The sequence below is a fragment of the Streptomyces durocortorensis genome, from assembly GCF_016901035.1.
Lineage (GTDB): Bacteria > Actinomycetota > Actinomycetes > Streptomycetales > Streptomycetaceae > Streptomyces > Streptomyces durocortorensis.
This window is the reverse complement of record NZ_JAFEUF010000080.1, coordinates 1-16,936: the sequence shown is the minus strand read 5'-3', so window position 1 is coordinate 16,936 and position 16,936 is coordinate 1. Positions and strand designations below refer to the sequence as shown.

Here is a 16,936-nt window from a genome sequence, read left to right as displayed (position 1 = left end):
CCATCCTTCCCCGAGCTCTCAACTTCTTCGAGCAGGGGAGACCCCAACCCTGTCGTGACTCTGCACACGGGGGGATCGCCGACGAGCGGCCCCCCGGGGAATGGTGACAGACAAACGACGAGGACGCGGTACGGCCCCGACCCGGCCCCGGCCCGGAACCGCCCACTCTACCGGGCCGGGTATGCGGCGGTCAGTGGTCCGCCCGGCTCGTGACCAGTTCGGTGAGGACACCGTGGCAGTCCTTGGGGTGCAGGAACGTGATCCGCGACCCCATCGACCCCGTCCTGGGCTCGTCGTACAGCACCCGGACGCCCTTCTCGCCGATGGCCGCGGCGTCGCCGTCCACGTCCTCCGTGCCGAAGGCGATGTGGTGCACGCCTTCCCCGTTCTTCGCCAGCCACTTGCCCACGGCCGAGTCCTCGCGGGTGGGCTCCAGGAGCTGGAGGTAGGAGGCCCCGCCGTCGGAGGTCTCGTTGATCTTGAGCATGGCCTCCCGGACGCCCTGCTCTTCGTTGATCTCGGAGTGGAACACCTCGAACCCGTACGTGGCACGGTAGAACTCGACCGTCCTGTCCAGGTCGAAGCAGGCGATTCCGATGTGATCGATGCGCGTCAACATGGATTCAGCATGGATCGAGTGCCGCGCTCCCGCCATGGTTACGCAACGTGCGCGCCGTCACACCGGTAGCCGGATGACGGGCGCGGTACCGCTCAGTACATTCAGGTAAACCCTCGTTCACATCCGATCCCAAGGGGCCGTGCCCATGCCAGCAACGACCGGTACCACCACCTCAGTGATCGTCGCGGGCGCCCGGACGCCCATGGGCCGCCTCCTCGGCTCCCTCAAGAGCTTCTCCGCCGCCGACCTCGGTGGTGTGGCGATCAAGGCGGCCCTGGACCGGGCCGGCATCGGCGGCGACCAGGTCCAGTACGTGATCATGGGCCAGGTGCTCACGGCCGGCGCGGGCCAGATCCCCGCCCGGCAGGCCGCGATCAAGGCCGGGATCCCGATGAACGTCCCCGCGCTCACCGTCAACAAGGTGTGTCTGTCCGGGCTCGACGCCATCGCGCTGGCCGACCAGCTCATCCGCGCCGGGGAGTTCGACGTGGTGGTCGCGGGCGGTCAGGAGTCCATGACCAACGCCCCGCACCTGCTGCCGAAGTCCCGCGAGGGCTACAAGTACGGCGCGATCGAGATGCTGGACTCGATGGCGTACGACGGTCTCACCGACGCCCACGAGAACATCCCCATGGGCGAGTCCACCGAGAAGCACAACGGCCGCCTCGGTCTGGACCGCGCCGCCCAGGACGAGATCGGCGCGCTCTCCCACCAGCGGGCCGCCGCCGCCCAGAAGAACGGCCTCTTCGAGGCGGAGATCACCCCGGTCGAGATCCCGCAGCGCAAGGGCGACCCGGTCCTCTTCTCGCAGGACGAGGGCATCCGCGCCGAGACGACCGTGGAGACCCTCGGCAAGCTGCGTCCCGCCTTCGCCAAGGACGGCACGATCACCGCCGGCACCTCCTCGCAGATCTCCGACGGCGCCGCCGCGGTCGTCGTGATGAGCAAGGCCAGGGCCGAGGAGCTGGGCCTCGACTGGATCGCCGAGATCGGCGCCCACGGAAACGTCGCGGGCCCCGACAACTCCCTCCAGTCGCAGCCCTCCAACGCGATCCGGCACGCCCTGAAGAAGGACGGCCTGACCGTCGAGGACCTCGACCTGATCGAGATCAACGAGGCGTTCGCGGCCGTCGCCGTCCAGTCGATGAAGGACCTGGGCGTCACCTCGGACAAGGTCAACGTCAACGGCGGCGCGATCGCGCTCGGTCACCCCATCGGGATGTCCGGCGCCCGGGTCGTCCTGCACCTGGCCCTGGAGCTGAAGCGGCGCGGCGGCGGCACCGGAGCGGCGGCGCTGTGCGGCGGCGGCGGTCAGGGCGACGCGCTGATCATCCGCGTTCCGGGCAAGTAACACCCGTACGCGTACGGGTCCAGGCAAGAGATACGGAGCGGTGAACGTGGACGTGGACGTCCCCACGCTGGTCGAGCAGGCACGAGCAGGCAGGCCGCGTGCGGTGGCCCGGCTGATCTCGCTGGTGGAAGGGGCGTCCCCGCAGCTGCGGGAGGTGATGGCCGCGCTGGCGCCGCTGGCGGGCCACGCCTACGTCATCGGGCTCACGGGCTCGCCGGGCGTCGGCAAGTCCACCTCCACCTCGGCCCTGGTCTCGGCCTACCGCCGGGCGGGCAAGCGGGTCGGCGTCCTCGCCGTCGACCCGTCCTCGCCGTTCTCCGGCGGCGCGCTGCTGGGCGACCGGATCCGGATGGCGGACCACGTCTCCGACCCGGGCGTCTACATCCGCTCCATGGCGACCCGGGGCCACCTGGGCGGCCTCGCCTGGTCCGCCCCGCAGGCCATCCGGGTGCTGGACGCGGCGGGCTGCGACGTGGTCCTCGTCGAGACGGTCGGCGTCGGCCAGTCCGAGGTGGAGATCGCCTCCCAGGCCGACACCTCCGTCGTGCTGCTCGCCCCGGGCATGGGCGACGGCATCCAGGCGGCCAAGGCCGGAATCCTGGAGATCGGCGACGTCTACGTGGTCAACAAGGCCGACCGCGACGGCGCCGACGCCACCGCCCGGGAGCTGAACCACATGCTGGGCCTGGGGGAGTCCCGGGGCCCCGGCGACTGGCGCCCCCCGATCGTGAAGACGGTCGCCGCCCGGGGCCAGGGCACGGACGAGGTCGTCGAGGCCCTGGAGAAGCACCGCGCCTGGATGGAGGAGCACGGCGTCCTGGCCGAGCGCCGCACCGCCCGTGCCGCCCACGAGGTCGAGACGATCGCGGTGACCGCGCTGCGCGAGAAGATCGCCGACCTGCGCGGCGACCGCCGTCTGCACGCCCTGGCGGAGCGGATCGTGGCGGGCGACCTGGACCCGTACGCGGCGGCGGACGAGCTGGTGGCGGGGCTGACGGGAAGCGCCTGAGCACATAGGGAAAGGCCCCCGGAGCGGCGTGTGTGCCGCTCCGGGAGCCTTTTCGTGAAGGGGGGCGTGTACGGGCTCCCGTCAGTCGTCGTCGCCGTCCCGGTCATCTCGGTCGTCGCCCTTGTCGTCACGGTCGTCGTTCCGGTCGTCCGCGCGGTCGTCCCGGTCGTCGTCGCCGTCGTCGTCGCGGTCCACGGTGACCTTGCCGGTCTTCGCGTCCACGCGCAGTTCGTGCTGCTTGCCGTCCTTGCCGTCGATGTCGACGTCCCAGCGCAGGACGTTGCTCCGGCCGCCGTTGTCGTCGTCATCGTCGTCGTCCAGGTCGATCGAGGTGACGGTGCCCGGCGCGGTCTTCAGGGCCGCGGCGGCCGCCTCGTTCAGGGTGACGGCGGAGGAGCGCGGCGCGTGGTCGTCGCGGTCGTCGTTGTCGTCGTCGCGGGTCTTCAGGACCTTGCCGTTGTCGGCGTCCACCGTGACGTCGTGCCACTTCTTGTCGGAGCCGCGGACGTCCAGCTCCCACACCGCACGGCCGTTGTGGTCGTCGTCGTCCCGGTCGAGACCGGCCTCGGTGACCGTGCCCGGGACGCTCTTCAGTGCGGCGGCGACGGCCTCGTCGAGGGTGACCCGGGCGGTCTTCCCGGCGGCCGGGGCGCGGTCGTCCGACCGGTCGTCGGAAGCGTCGTCCGTACGGTCGTCCCGGTCGTCCCGGTCGTCGGCGAGGCTCACGCTGCTCGCCGACCTGGTGGACGTGGCGTCGCGGTCCCCGTCGCTGTCCGCGAAGGCGACGGTGGCGGCGGTGGTGCCGCCGATCAGAACGGCCGCGGTGATCGCTGCGATGGTGACGTTGCGCTTCATGAGGTTCCTCCCCGAGAGCTGCTGTGCTGGCTGACGGGGTCCACACTGCCGACCCGATGCTGAACGCAGCCTGAAGCCACCTGAAGCCTTCTTCAGGTGGAGTTTGCGAGGCTGTGCGCATGCGCCTGTTGATCGTGGAGGACGAGAAGCGTCTCGCGGTGTCCCTGGCCAGGGGACTGACCGCCGAGGGCTTCGCCGTGGATGTCGTGCACGACGGCCTGGAAGGGCTGCACCGGGCGAGCGAGGGCGGCTACGACCTGGTGATCCTCGACATCATGCTGCCCGGCATGAACGGCTACCGCGTCTGCTCGAACCTGCGCGCCGCCGGACACGAGGTGCCCATCCTCATGCTGACCGCCAAGGACGGCGAGTACGACGAGGCCGAGGGTCTGGACACCGGTGCCGACGACTATCTGACCAAGCCCTTCAGCTACGTCGTCCTCGTCGCCCGCGTCCGCGCCCTGCTGCGCCGGCGCGGGGCCGGGACCGCCGCGCCCGTCCTGACCGTCGGCTCCCTGCGCATCGACACCGCCGCCCGCCGGGTGATCCGGGGTGAGGACGAAGTCACCCTCACCGCGAAGGAGTTCGCCGTACTGGAGCAACTCGCCCTGCGCGCCGGGCAGGTGGTGAGCAAGGCGGAGATCCTGGAGCACGTCTGGGATTTCGCCTACGACGGAGACCCGAACATCGTCGAGGTCTACATCTCCACCCTGCGCCGCAAGTTGGGCGCCGCCGCCATCCGTACCGTACGCGGCGCCGGCTACCGGCTGGAGGCGAAGTGAGGTCCGTCCGGGCCAGGGCCGCCCTCGGGGCCACCCTGGTCGTCGCCGTCGCCCTGATCGGGGCCGGTCTCGCCGTGCTGATGGTCCTGCGGGCCAACCTCATCGACCAGGCCGACCTCCAGGCCGAGGTGGCGGCCCGCGAGGTGGCCGGAGAGCTGGCCACGGGCACCCCGTACCGCGAGGTGGAGCTGGACGACGAGGAGGACCACCCGGTCCAGGTGGTCGACGAGGAGGACCGGGTCGTCCTCGTCTCCAAGGACCTGCGGGCCGTCACCGGCACCGGCACGACGGGCGTCGCCCCGGCGCCCTCGGCCTCGGCGGGCGCCACCCCGTCACCCGGCGACGATGACGACGACGGGGACGACGGCGGCGATGACGGGGCTGACGACAGCAGCCGGCCGGGCCGGGGCGAGGTCTCCAACGACGACCCGGAGTTCTCCGACGGCACCGCCACCGTCGACCGCACCACCGCCGACTACCGCTTCGCCGCCGTCGAGGCGACCACCCCGGACGGGATCACCCTCACCGTGTACGCGGGCGCACCGCTGGCCGCCGAACAGGAGGCGGTGAACACGGTGCGCGGGGCCATGCTGACCGGGCTGCCGGTGCTGCTGGTCGTCGTCGCCGGGGTGACCTGGCTGGTGACCCGGCGCGCACTGCGGCCCGTCGAGGGCATCCGCCGCGAGATGGCCGCCATCACCGCCTCCGAGGACCTCGCCCGCCGGGTGCCGGAGCCCGACTCGCGGGACGAGATCGCGGCCCTGGCCCGGACGACGAACGAGACCCTCACCGTCCTGGAGGCGTCCGTGGAACGGCAGCGGCGGTTCGTCGCGGACGCCTCGCACGAGCTGCGTTCCCCGATCGCCTCGCTCCGTACCCAGCTGGAGGTGGCCGAGGCCCACCCGGAGCTGCTGGACCTCCCGGGCGCGGTCGCCGACACCGTACGGCTCCAGGTGCTGGCGGCGGACCTGCTGCTGCTGGCCCGGCTGGACGCGGGGGAGAAGCCCGGCGGCGGGACGGTGGAGCTGGGCGCGCTGGTCCGCGAGGAGGTGTCGCAGCGGACCGGGGACCGGATCGCGGTGGCGGTGGAGGTCCCGGAGGGCGGCGCGTACGAGGTGAACGGGTCGCGCGGGCAGCTCTCCCGGGTGATCGGCAATCTGCTGGACAACGCCCAACGCCACGCCGACGCACGCGTCGCGGTGTCGGTGGCGGCCGACGGGCGCGGCGTGCGGGTGGAGGTCCGGGACGACGGGGACGGCGTACCCGAGGACGAGCGGGAGCGGATCTTCGAACGGTTCGTCCGGCTCGACGACGCCCGCAGCCGGGACGACGGCGGCGCGGGTCTGGGCCTGGCCATCGCCCGGGACGTCGCCGCCCGCCACGGCGGAACGCTGACGGTGCACCGGGCGGACGAGGGCGGCGCGGCCTTCCGGCTGTGGCTGCCGCGCCCGGCGTGAGGCGACGAGCGAGGGCCTCGGCGGCCCCGGCCCGCTACAGCTTGCCGCGCTTGCCCCGCAGGTGTTCCGCGATCGGGGTCAGTGCCGCGTGCAGATCGGCGAGCGCCTCGGGGGAGAGCAGGTCCATGAAGTGCTGCCGCACCGAGTCGACGTGGTGCGGGGCGACCTTGCGCATGGTCTCCGCGCCGTGCTCGGTGAGGACCGCGAACAGTCCGCGCCGGTCCGACTCGCAGTGCGTACGCCGGACCAGACCTGCGGTCTCCATGCGGGTGATCTGGTGCGAGAGCCGGCTCTTGGACTGGAGCGTGGCGGCGGCGAGGTCGCTCATCCGCATCCGCTGGTCGTCCGACTCGGAGAGGTTGACCAGGATCTCGTAGTCGTTCATGGTCAGGCCGAACGGCTGGAGGTCCTTCTCCAGCTGGTGCATCAGCAGCCTGCTGACGTCCAGGTGGGTGCGCCAGGCGCACTGCTCCGCGTCGCTCAGCCAGCGGGTGGCCGTCTCGGTCTCCATATATGGATTCTACCTAAGAAGTTGAAAGCCGGACGAAATGAGGGAGTGTGACGACCGGCACCCCCGGCACCCCCGGCCCGCCGACAGCCCGGTCGGCAAGCACCGACGGCTGGGCGCAGACGTTCGACGTCACACTCCGCAGACTACCGCTCACAAGCCGAAGCGACGCTGGAGGTCCCCCAGCTGGCCGGGCATGCGCGGGGTGGAGCCGTGTTGACCCCCACCGCCGGGGCCGCCCGGAACACCCGGCTCGTTCGGCACGAAGCCCGTGGCCTGCTCCGCCATCAGCGCCTCGGACGACTGCATCAGCACCGTGCCCGCCCCGACGAACTCGAACTGGTGCTCCTCGCCCGACGTCCCGCCGATCCCCGTCAGTGACCGGAACCCGCCCATCACGCCCGTCATGTACCCGTGGTCGTAGTGGTGGCACGGGGAGGGGCAGTCGGCCCAGCCCACCAGCGCCTGTGGGTCCACCCGCAGCGGCGGCTCCATGAAGACCACCGGACCGTTGGACGCGGCCACGAACTTCCCCGTGCCGATCAGCGTCACGAACCCCGGCACGATCGACTGCTTCAGCGCCATCGTCGGCTGGTACGCCAGCAGGTTCCCGGACCGGATGGTCAGGTTCCCGTCCTCCAGGTCGAAGGAGTTCACATCGAACGCACGGTCCGCCAGCAGCATCTTCCCGCTGCCCTCGGCCACCACCCAGTCGCTCGCGTGCAGCGGCGAATGGAAGCTGGACCGCACCAGCCGCTCGAACCGGCCGTGCCCGATCCCGTCGAAGTTGATCTGCCCGTAGTAGGCGATCATCTTGCCCTTCTGCAGGAACCAGCGGCTCCCCTTGAGCTCCACGCAGAAGGTGTAGGAGTTGACGTTGTCGTCCGACGGCAGCGTCATCGGATCGAAGATCACAGGGGTGCTCACGACTTCTCCTCGACCACGGGCGTGCTCACAGCTTCTCCTCGATCACGGGCGTGCTCACAGCTTCTCCTCGGACGCCTGGACGTACACCGCGCCGTTCCCGCTCAGCTCCAGCTGGAACGCCTCGCCGGAGCCCCGCCCCACCATGTCCCGCCAGCCGACGGCCGTGGACAGCTTGTTCCGTACGTCCCCGTGGTGGGCGACGTACGCCTGCGGATCCACATGGACGTCCCGGCCCGGCGTGATCGGCAGCTCGATCACCCCGCCGTGCGCCATCACCGCGACCGCGCCGTGCCCCTGGAGCGTGGTCGTGAACAGGCCCTGGCCGGTCACCTGGCCGCGCACCATGCCCATCACCCCGCCCTGCGAGCCCATGAACATCGTGCCCTGCTGGAGCGTCCCGTCGAAGGCGAGCAGCCGGTCGGCCTCCACGTACAGGGTGTCGCCGGACAGGTTGATCACCTGGATGTGGTGGCCGCCGTGGCCGAACATCACCGTGCCCGCCCCCTCGACCGTCATCAGCGGCGTCGCCTCGCCCGCCACCCGCCGGCCGATCATCGAGGCGACGCCGCCCTGGCCGCCCTGGATGTTCGGGGTGAAGGACACCTCGCCCCGGTACGCCAGCATCGCGCCGCGCTGGCTGAACAGCTTCTGGCCCGGGGCGAGCGTGGCCTCGACCATCTTGGAGTTGATCTCGCGGAACGGCATCAGACATCGCCCCCGACGGTGTTGCGCTCGCTGGGCTGTACGTAGACGAGTCCCTCGCCCTCGAAGCGGATCTGGAACGCCTCGCCGGAGCCCTCGCCCATCAGCGTCCGGAAGTTCACGCCCGACTGGAAGCTCTGCTGGAGCCGGCCCTGATGGGCGATGTACGCGCCGGGGTCGACCATCAGCGGATACTGCGGCGACACCCGCAGCAGCACCGCCGCCCCGTCCGACATGATCGCCGCCTGCCCGGTGCCCTCCACCGTGGTGGTGAACAGGCCGTTGCCGCTCGCCCCGCCGCGCAGCCCGGTGAACGTCGTGCCCGTGCGCAGCCCGGAATCGGTGGCCAGCAGATTGCTCGCCTCCACGTACAGGGTGTCGCCGTGCAGGGAGACCAGGTTGATCTCGCTCGCCCGGTCGGCGAAGTAGCAGGTGCCCTGCCCGGACACCTCCATCACGGTCATCTGCTCGCCGGTCAGCCGGCGGGTCACCATGCCGCGCAGCCCCTCACCGCCGCCGGACATCTTCTTGAAGGCCATCCGGCCGTCGTACGCGACCATCGAGCCGTTCTTCGCCTTGACGGCGTCGCCGGTCAGATCGACGGCGAGCGTCTTGCTGCCTTGGAGTCGGAACATCGCCACGCCACGACGGTAGCCCGCCGCCCCGCGCCCGTACCAGGTCCAGCGGAACCGTTACGCCCCTGATGCTCCCCTGATGCGCACCCGGACCGGCCCTGATATGCGGTGATACGCGCGGCCCTACCACGCGGTGGCCCCCGGCTCCGGGGACGTACCGGCGCGATGCCACAATGGGGGCGGCTTGTGCCTGCGTTCACAAGCCCGCATGCCCCTCTCACCGAAGGTGCCCTCGTGGACATCAAGACCGCTTCCGCCCTGCACCGGCTGCGCCTCATCTCGCTTCCCGAGGCGCTCTCCTTCCCGGCGCTCCTCATTTTCGGCTCGCTGCTCATGCGCGTCTCGGACATCGACTTCCTGATGCCGCCCCTCGGCATGATCCACGGCGTCCTCTTCACGATCTACGTCGTGTTCCTGCTGGATGTCTGGGTCAAGGCGAAGTGGCCGCTCAAGCGCGTCGCGCTCTTCTTCCTCCTCGCCGTCATCCCCTTCGGCGGGCTCTACGGCGACAAGCTCCTCAAGAAGTACGAGGCAGACGGCGTCATCGCGGCCCGCGCCCGCCGCGAGGGCACGGTCAGCGCATGATCGTCGCGTTCTCGGTCTCCCCGCTCGGTGTCGGTGAGGACGTCGGGGAGTACGTCGCCGACGCCGTACGGGTCGTGCGCGAGTCCGGGCTCCCCAACCGCACCGACGCGATGTTCACCTCCGTCGAGGGGGAGTGGGACGAGGTCATGGACGTCGTCAAGCGCGCCGTGGCCGCCGTCGAGGCCCGCGCGGGTCGCGTCTCCCTGGTACTGAAGGCCGACATCCGGCCCGGCGTCACCGACGGTCTGACCTCGAAGGTCGAGACCGTGGAGCGGTATCTCGGGGGCTCCTGACCCTCTGACACACCGACCGCGCGGCCCGTACCGCGTTCACCCGAAAAGCCCCCGGCGCCACACGGCCGGGGGCTTTTCCGGTCCCGGACCGAAAACCGCTCACTCGGACCTGCCAAGTCGACACACCGTTAGCCGTCCCCTTCTGTGGGGATATCAACCCGTTCGACAGTGGGAGGCACGGTGCGGTCGGAGGGCTACGACTACGACACCTACAGCCGGCTCGCGGGTCCGCTCACCGAGCCGGACCCGACCGGGTACCGGGTGCGGTACAAGAGCCTGCTCTCGACGGAGAAGCACCGAATAAGAGCGGTCCTGCTGATGACGCTCGCCCCGGTGCTCACCGGGATCCTCCTGCTGTACCTGGTCTGGCCCTCGCACTGGACCGAGCGGGAGAACGGGGAGCGCTGGCTGGTCGTCGCCGACACCGTGATGCTGGTGTCGATCGCCCTGATCGAGCTGTTCATGCTGGTCAACGTGGTCTCCATCGCGCACGCCACGCTCGTCGCGCGGGATCCGGTCCCGGTGACGCCCGAACCCGGCACCCGGGTCGCGTTCCTGACCACGTACGTCCCCGGCAAGGAACCGCTCGCCATGGTCCGCGCCACCCTCAAGGGCGCCGTACGCCTGACCCACTCCGGCCCGATGGACGTCTGGCTGCTCGACGAGGGCGACGACCCCGGGGCCCGGATGCTCTGCGCGGAGCTGGGCGTCCACCACTTCACCCGGCGCGGGGTTCCCGAGTGGAACCGCGACAAGGGCGTCCACAAGGCGAAGACGAAGCACGGCAACTACAACGCCTGGATCGCCCTGCACGGCGGCGACTACGACTTCTTCGCCTCCGTCGACACCGACCACGTGCCGATGTCCAACTTCCTGGAACGGATGATGGGCTACTTCCGCGACCCGGACGTCGCCTTCGTCGTCGGACCGCAGGTCTACGGGAACTACGACTCGGCCGTCACCAAGGCCGCCGAGTCACAGCAGTTCCTCTTCCACGCCCTGATCCAGCGCGCGGGCAACCGCTACGGCGCCCCGATGTTCGTCGGCACCAACAACGTCGTGCGCATCGCCGCGCTGCGGCAGGTCGGCGGCCTGTACGACTCGATCACCGAGGACATGGCCACCGGCTTCGAGATCCACCGCCGCCGCAACCCGCGCACCGGGCACTACTGGCGTTCCGTCTACACCCCCGACGTGCTCGCCGTGGGCGAGGGCCCCGCCTCCTGGACGGACTTCTTCACCCAGCAGCTGCGCTGGTCGAGGGGAACGTACGAGACGCTGTTCAAGCAGTACGGCAAGGCGCTGTTCCGGGTGCCTCCCGGCCGCCTCCTCAGCTACACGCTGATGCTCGTCTACTACCCGATGACCGCCGTGAACTGGCTGCTCGGCATCCTCAGCTGTGTGCTGTTCCTCTGGTTCGGGGCGTCCGGCACCCAGGTCGCCGCCTCCATCTGGCTGATGCTCTACAGCGACGCCGCCGCCCTCCAGATCGGGCTGTACCTCTGGAACCGCCGGCACAACGTCTCGCCGCACGAACCCGAGGGCTCCGGCGGCCTCGCGGGCATGGCCATGTCCGCGCTCTCCGCGCCGATCTACCTGAAGTCGCTCGGCTCGGCCGTCCTGCGCACGGACGGCCGGTTCGTCGTCACGCCCAAGGGCGGCCAGGCCTCCCCGGACCGGCTGCTCACCTTCCGTATCCACCTCTCCTGGGCGGCCCTCCTGCTCTCCTCGCTCGCCGCGTCCGTCTACCTCGACCACACCCATGTCGCGATGCGGACCTGGGCGACGCTGGGCCTCGCGATATCCCTCTCCCCGGTCGCCGTGTGGGCCTGGACCGTGCGGCAGGACAAGCGTGCCGAGGCCGCGCGCGCCGTCCCCGTCCCGGCGCGCCCGCAGTCCGAGCCGGCGTACGTCACCACGACCACGGCCCCCGCCCCACCGCCGACGACCACGGCGAGCGCCGGCACCACCGCCACCACCACCGCAGGAGGGAACTGACCCATGGCCTACCGGCCCTCGAAGAAGATGAGGAAGACGCTCCTGGGCGGCGGCGCGGTGGTGCTGCTCGCCGGGCTGAACGCTCCCGCGGCCCTGTCCTTCGCCGAGGACAGGTACCACGCGTACAAGATCGACCAGCCGGCGTACAAGGCGGAGTACGGCTCCTGGGAGCAGGTGAACATCCCGAAGGAGTACCGCACCAACGCGATCCACGCGGCGCTCCTGCACACCGGGAAGGTGCTGATCGTCGCGGGCTCCGGCAACGACGAGAAGCACTTCGACGAGGGCACCTTCGACACCGTGCTGTGGGATCCGGCCGAGAACACCTTCCAGAAGATCCCCACCCCCGAGGACTTCTTCTGCGGCGGCCACGCCCAGCTCCCGGACGGGCGGCTGCTGATCGCCGGCGGCACCGCGCGCTACGAGGTCCTGGACGACAAGGTGGAGCGGGCCGGCGGCGGGATGCGGGTCAAGAACGAGAACCCGGACAAGCCGCTGAAGCTCAAGAAGGGCACGGTCTTCCGCTCGCCCTCCGGCGTCGAGTACAAGGCGAAGTTCGACGTCACCGTGCCCAAGGCCAAGCGCGAGTTCGAGGTCGACTACTTCGAGACCGGCCAGATGAAGCCGTGGAAGACGAAGGTGACCGCCGCCGAACAGCGGGTCTTCGTCGAGGCGGTGGACGACGGACCGGACGCGGTGGCGACGGACGCGGCCCAGTACGAGATCGTCGGCCTGAAGGGCAAGGAGGCCAAGAACTCCTACGGCCTCGCCGAGAAGATCACCATGGACAAGCAGGACTTCCAGGGGATCCGGGCCGCCTACGAGTTCGACCCCACGGCGGAGAAGTACATCAGGGTCGACCCCATGAAGGAGGCCCGCTGGTATCCGACGCTCGTCGGCCTGGAGGACGGCCGGGTGCTCTCCGTCTCCGGTCTCGACGACGTCGGCGCGATCCTGCCGGGCGACAACGAGATCTACGACCCGAAGACCAAGAAGTGGGGCAAGGGCCCCTTCCACTACTTCCCGACCTACCCGGCGCTCTTCCTCACCAAGGGCGGCAAGCTCTTCTACCCGGGGGCCAACGCCGGTTACGGCCCGGCGGACAAGGGGCGCGAGCCCGGGATCTGGGACCTGAAGAAGAACACCTTCACCAAGGTCCCCGGCCTCACCGACACCGACCAGCTGGAGACGGCGGCCTCGCTGATGCTGCCGCCCGTGCAGGACCAGAAGGTGATGGTGCTGGGCGGCGGCGGGGTCGGCGAGTCCAAGAAGTCCACGGCCCGCACGGCCGTCATCGACCTGAAGCAGGACAGCCCGGCCTTCGAGGCGGGCCCCGACCTGCCGCAGGGCACGCGCTACCTGAACAGCGTGATCATGCCCGACGACACTGTCTTCACCAGCGGCGGATCCGAGGACTACCGGGGCCGCGGGGCCAGCAACATCCTGAAGGCGCAGTCCTACGACCCGAAGACCAACACCTTCAAGGAGGCCGCCGAGCCGACGGTGGGCCGCAACTACCACTCCGAGGCGCTGCTGCTGCCCGACGGACGGGTGGCGACCTTCGGCTCCGACTCGCTCTACGGCGACAAGGACAACACCAAGCTCGGCAAGTTCGAGCAGCGCATGGAGGTCTACACCCCGCCCGCCCTGCACCGCGGCAAGGACAAGCGCCCGGTGATCGGGAACGGACCCCAGGACGCCGAGCGCGGCACGACGGTCGCGTACGAGAGCGCCGACGCGGACCGGATCGCCACCGCCCGGCTGATGCGTCCGAGCGCCGTCACCCACACCACCGACGTGGAGCAGCGCTCCATCGAGCTGGGCCTGAAGAAGGGCGAGGGCAAGGTGAGCGTGACCGTGCCGGACGACCCCACGCTGGTGCCGCCCGGCTGGTACATGCTCTTCGTGACGGACACCGATGGCGTCCCCTCCGAGGCGAAGTGGGTCAAGGTCGCCTGACGGTTGGACGGTTGGAGGGCGGAGGGCGCGGTCAGCCGTTGCTCTTGACAATAGGCAGGCGATTGCCTGCATAATGTTGAGTGTGAGCCTCGAAGCGATCGAGATGGACTCGGTTTTCAAAGCGCTGGCCGATCCCACCCGGCGGCTTCTGCTCGACCAGTTGCGCGGGTGCGACGGGCAGACGCTGCGCGAGCTGTGCCAACACCTCGACATGGCGCGCCAGTCGGTGACACAGCACCTGAACATCCTCGTGCAGGCCAACCTCGTCACCGCCGTTCGGCGCGGCCGGGAGCGGCTGCATTACCTCAACCCGGTCCCGATCCAGGAGATCGGGGCGCGCTGGATCTCCAGTTTCGACGAACCCCGCCTGCACGCGATCAACGCCATCAAGCACCAGGCAGAGGAGTACGCCATGACCGACGAACCCACACCGGTGCCGGACTACGTCTACGTCACCTACATCCGTGCCGGTGCCGAGCAGGTGTGGCGAGCACTGACCGACGCCGATCTGACGGCGCGCTACTGGGGACACGCCAACGTCTCCGACTGGCAGCCGGGCTCGGCCTGGGAACACCGGCGAACCGACGGCTCGGGCAAGGCCGACGTGGTGGGCCGCGTCCTGGAAACCGAGTTCCCGTCCCGGCTGGTCATCACCTTCGACGACGCCCCCGACGCCGAATCGCCGGGAGAGCCCTCGGTCGTCACCTTTCTCGTCGAGCCTCATCAGGACATCGTCCGCCTCACCGTGACCCACGAGAACCTCCGCGACCAGAAGATGCGGGCAGAGATCTCGGCAGGCTGGCCGGCCGTGCTCGCCAACCTCAAGTCGATGCTGGAGACCGGCGAGGTCCTGCCGCAGGCCCCCTGGGAGATGTCCGGCGCCCACGCCTGAGCCGCGGCTCGGGCCTCGCTCACGCCTTCGCGCGGCGCGCCAGCCCCAGTGCGTAATCCGGCCACCAGGTGCCCGCCTCGGGGCCGCCCCGGCAGGGGCCGTCCGACTCGCCGGGCCGCTTGATCCACAGGTAGGCGTCGAGCCGGTCGTCGCCGGTGTCGGTGGTCGGGGGCGTGCCGAGCCCCCGGCCCGGCGGATTGCACCAGGCCTCGTCACGGCCCCCGGACAGGGGGCCGTTGCCGTTGCGGCTGGTGTCGATCACGAAGTGGGAGCCGCCCACCGCGTCGGAGAGCTGCCCCGCGTACGTCTTCACGCTGTCGTTCGACTGGAAGTTGGAGACGTTCAGCGAGAAGCCGTCGGCCCGGTCGACGCCCGCCTGCCGCAACGGCTGCGCCATCTTGGCCGGTTCGTCGATCCAGTCCGGGTTGCCCGCGTCCAGGTAGACCCGGGTGTTCGGCCGGGCCTTGAGCGTGTCCACCGCCTCGGAGAGGAGCTGGTAGCGCTCGGCGTGGTGCTCGGGCGGGGTGCAGCCGTCCGTGATGTGGGGGAGGGCGTCGGGCTCCAGGACCACGGTCGCGGGCGCGTCTCCGATGGCGTCGGCGAACTCCCCGATCCAGGACCGGTAGGCGTCCGCGTCCTTCGCGCCGCCCGCGGAGTAGAGCCCGCAGTCGCGGTGCGGGATGTTGTACGCCACGAGCAGGATGGTCTTCTTCGTCCGGGCGGCGGACCTCGCGGCGGCCCGGATCTCCGGGGCCGGGTCGTCCCACGCGGGCCAGTCGGCCACCGGCCGCTCGGAGATCCGCCGCAGGATCTTCGCCTCCGCGTCCCGCCCCTCCTTTTCCCAGGCGCGCACCTGGCGGGCCGCGTCGCTGTCCGGGTCGACCCAGTACGGGGAGGCCGCGCTCGGGGCGGGCTCTCCCCGGACGGGTTCGCCCCCCTCCTCGGCGGCCCCGGTGACGCGCGGCTGGGGCGTCGAGCACCCCGCGGTGAGGACGGTCGCCAGGGCGAGGGCGGCCAGGACGTGGACGGTACGGGGGAGAGCGCGCGGGACGATGCTGCGGCCGGACATCCAGACCCCTCGGACGGCGGTGGCTCACGGACACGGAGAAACAGGGCAATCGTGACATAGTGGTTACAGGGAGTGGTGGCGCGACACCGTCCGTGACGCGTCTGTACGTACGCCCGCAGGATTCCTGAGCTTCCGTGGGGCCGCGCGCGTTTCGTGCGCACGCGGGCGCGCCGTCACTCCGAGGCGGCCAGCGCGATCCCCAGCGGTGTGCGCTCGTACAGCACCTGGTGTCCGTAACGCCGCGAGGTCAGCAGTCCGGCCCCACGGAGCACGGACAGATGGGCCGACACGGACGAGGCGGCCAGGCCCAGCCGGTGTGCCAGCGCGCTCGTCCCGGCCGGTTCGTCCAGCGCGCAGAGCACATCGGCCCGGGCCCGGCCCAGCAGCCGGGCGAGGGTCTCCGGCGTCCGCTCCCCGGCCTCGCTCCACAGCCCGCCGATCCCGCGCGCCGGGTAGATCAGCCCGGGCTGCCAGGGTTCCAGGTGGCCGCCCACCACCTCGGGCCAGACGAAGACGCTCGGCATCAGCACCAGCCCCTGGCCGCCCAGCACCTGGTGGTGGTCGCCCCGCGTCCCCTTCACGGTGAGCGTCGAACCGTTCCAGCTCAACTGGCTGCTCACCTCGCCCAGCAGCCCTTCCAGGCCGCTGTCCGCCAGTCGGCGGGAGTGGTAGGCGATGTCCGCCTCCAGGAGGGCCCGCAGCCGGGGCCAGTACGGCTCGATCAGGGTCCGCCAGACCTGCTCCAGCAGATCGGCGAGCTCGCGCACGGCCCGTGCCGGGTCGGCCAGCAGGCGCCGGCCCGTCGCGGAGTCCCGGGCACCGGGCCGTTCCGCCAGCGCCAGCGCCATGTCCGCCCACGCCACCTCCGGGTCGACCGCCCGGACGCCCGCGATCTCCTCGTCGAAGGTGGCGAACGGGCCGATCGGCGGCGGGCAGATGAAGTCCGGGTTGTGGCCGCCGTCCGGCATCAGCAGCCACAGCGGTTCGAGATCGAGGGCGGCGGCCGCCGTACGGATCCGCCGGAGCCAGGGCAGGTGGTAGCCGTGCCGGTGGCGACGGGCCAGGGTGCGCACGGCCTCCTGGGTCTCGAAGAGCGGCGAGAGCGCGAACCGGCAGCGCAGCAGGTCGCTCTCGCCGAAGTGCAGCTGGAACGGCACGCCTCTCCTTCCGCCGTGGATCCGTCGTGGGGCTCAACATTCGCGCTGAGCCGAAAGTCTACGGAGGGAGGGGGCTCGGGCCCCAGTCTCGTCCCATGGCGACCGACAGCCCCGCCCCGGAGGACACACCCCGTACCC

At 70.7% G+C, this 16,936-nt stretch carries 17 protein-coding genes; 9 read left to right on the top strand and 8 right to left on the bottom strand.

Annotated elements, in window-relative coordinates:
• Positions 1 to 190: 190 nt before the first annotated feature.
• On the bottom strand, positions 191 to 619 hold the full coding sequence (gene mce, locus JS521_RS17320; RefSeq protein WP_205083882.1) for a methylmalonyl-CoA epimerase: 429 nt from the start codon (positions 617 to 619) through the stop codon (positions 191 to 193).
• Positions 620 to 794: 175 nt separating this feature from the next.
• Here mce and JS521_RS17315 point away from each other — a divergent pair, with 175 nt between their 5' ends.
• Both JS521_RS17315 and meaB read left to right on the top strand, forming a co-directional pair.
• Entirely contained in the window at positions 795 to 1,970 is a 1,176-nt protein-coding gene (locus JS521_RS17315) for an acetyl-CoA C-acetyltransferase (RefSeq protein ID WP_205083892.1), read from the top strand.
• 40 nt (positions 1,971 to 2,010) lie between these two features.
• Positions 2,011 to 2,979: a methylmalonyl Co-A mutase-associated GTPase MeaB gene (gene meaB, locus JS521_RS17310; RefSeq protein WP_205083881.1), complete on the top strand. Its 969-nt coding sequence runs from the start codon at positions 2,011 to 2,013 to the stop codon at positions 2,977 to 2,979.
• A gap of 81 nt (positions 2,980 to 3,060) precedes the next feature.
• Here the strand turns inward: meaB and JS521_RS17305 are convergent, their stop codons facing one another.
• The gene (locus JS521_RS17305) at positions 3,061 to 3,834 is read right to left on the bottom strand and encodes a PepSY domain-containing protein (RefSeq protein WP_205083880.1); all 774 of its coding nucleotides are present in this window, start codon (positions 3,832 to 3,834) and stop codon (positions 3,061 to 3,063) included.
• 119 nt (positions 3,835 to 3,953) lie between these two features.
• On the opposite strand from JS521_RS17305, the gene JS521_RS17300 reads away from it, so the two are divergent.
• Positions 3,954 to 4,616 (top strand): response regulator transcription factor, encoded by a 663-nt coding sequence (locus JS521_RS17300; protein ID WP_205083879.1) that lies wholly within the window; start codon positions 3,954 to 3,956, stop codon positions 4,614 to 4,616.
• Complete coding sequence (locus JS521_RS17295) at positions 4,613 to 6,073, top strand: sensor histidine kinase (protein ID WP_205083878.1); 1,461 nt, start codon at positions 4,613 to 4,615, stop codon at positions 6,071 to 6,073. Before JS521_RS17300 ends, JS521_RS17295 begins: the two co-directional genes overlap by 4 nt.
• A gap of 34 nt (positions 6,074 to 6,107) precedes the next feature.
• On the opposite strand, the gene JS521_RS17290 is transcribed toward JS521_RS17295, so the two are convergent.
• From JS521_RS17290 to JS521_RS17275, 4 genes are all read right to left on the bottom strand, one after another.
• The gene (locus JS521_RS17290) at positions 6,108 to 6,584 is read right to left on the bottom strand and encodes a MarR family winged helix-turn-helix transcriptional regulator (protein WP_010060134.1); all 477 of its coding nucleotides are present in this window, start codon (positions 6,582 to 6,584) and stop codon (positions 6,108 to 6,110) included.
• Between the two features lie 150 nt (positions 6,585 to 6,734).
• Positions 6,735 to 7,508 (bottom strand): AIM24 family protein, encoded by a 774-nt coding sequence (locus JS521_RS17285; RefSeq protein WP_205083877.1) that lies wholly within the window; start codon positions 7,506 to 7,508, stop codon positions 6,735 to 6,737.
• Positions 7,509 to 7,562: 54 nt separating this feature from the next.
• A complete protein-coding gene (locus JS521_RS17280; RefSeq protein WP_205083876.1) occupies positions 7,563 to 8,213 on the bottom strand; it encodes an AIM24 family protein in 651 nt (216 codons plus the stop codon).
• Positions 8,213 to 8,845: an AIM24 family protein gene (locus JS521_RS17275; RefSeq protein ID WP_205083891.1), complete on the bottom strand. Its 633-nt coding sequence runs from the start codon at positions 8,843 to 8,845 to the stop codon at positions 8,213 to 8,215. Before JS521_RS17275 ends, JS521_RS17280 begins: the two co-directional genes overlap by 1 nt.
• Before the next feature lie 234 nt (positions 8,846 to 9,079).
• Here JS521_RS17275 and JS521_RS17270 point away from each other — a divergent pair, with 234 nt between their 5' ends.
• From JS521_RS17270 to JS521_RS17250, 5 genes are all read left to right on the top strand, one after another.
• Positions 9,080 to 9,430 (top strand): DUF3817 domain-containing protein, encoded by a 351-nt coding sequence (locus JS521_RS17270; RefSeq protein WP_030579910.1) that lies wholly within the window; start codon positions 9,080 to 9,082, stop codon positions 9,428 to 9,430.
• Entirely contained in the window at positions 9,427 to 9,723 is a 297-nt protein-coding gene (locus JS521_RS17265; RefSeq protein ID WP_069736995.1) for an MTH1187 family thiamine-binding protein, read from the top strand. Before JS521_RS17270 ends, JS521_RS17265 begins: the two co-directional genes overlap by 4 nt.
• Positions 9,724 to 9,903: 180 nt before the next feature.
• Positions 9,904 to 11,721 (top strand): glycosyltransferase family 2 protein, encoded by a 1,818-nt coding sequence (locus tag JS521_RS17260; RefSeq protein ID WP_205083875.1) that lies wholly within the window; start codon positions 9,904 to 9,906, stop codon positions 11,719 to 11,721.
• 3 nt (positions 11,722 to 11,724) lie between these two features.
• Positions 11,725 to 13,680, top strand: coding sequence for a radical copper oxidase GlxA (gene glxA / locus JS521_RS17255; RefSeq protein ID WP_205083874.1), 1,956 nt, complete (start codon positions 11,725 to 11,727; stop codon positions 13,678 to 13,680).
• A gap of 103 nt (positions 13,681 to 13,783) precedes the next feature.
• A complete protein-coding gene (locus tag JS521_RS17250) occupies positions 13,784 to 14,572 on the top strand; it encodes an ArsR/SmtB family transcription factor (protein ID WP_205083890.1) in 789 nt (262 codons plus the stop codon).
• Positions 14,573 to 14,591: 19 nt separating this feature from the next.
• Here JS521_RS17250 and JS521_RS17245 read toward each other — a convergent pair whose 3' ends face one another.
• Both JS521_RS17245 and JS521_RS17240 read right to left on the bottom strand, forming a co-directional pair.
• Positions 14,592 to 15,641 carry a glycoside hydrolase family 6 protein gene (locus JS521_RS17245; RefSeq protein ID WP_205083873.1) on the bottom strand — a complete coding sequence of 350 codons (1,050 nt, stop codon included), beginning with the start codon at positions 15,639 to 15,641 and terminating at the stop codon, positions 14,592 to 14,594.
• 173 nt (positions 15,642 to 15,814) lie between these two features.
• A complete protein-coding gene (locus JS521_RS17240; protein WP_205083872.1) occupies positions 15,815 to 16,798 on the bottom strand; it encodes an ArsR/SmtB family transcription factor in 984 nt (327 codons plus the stop codon).
• Positions 16,799 to 16,936: the final 138 nt, after the last annotated feature.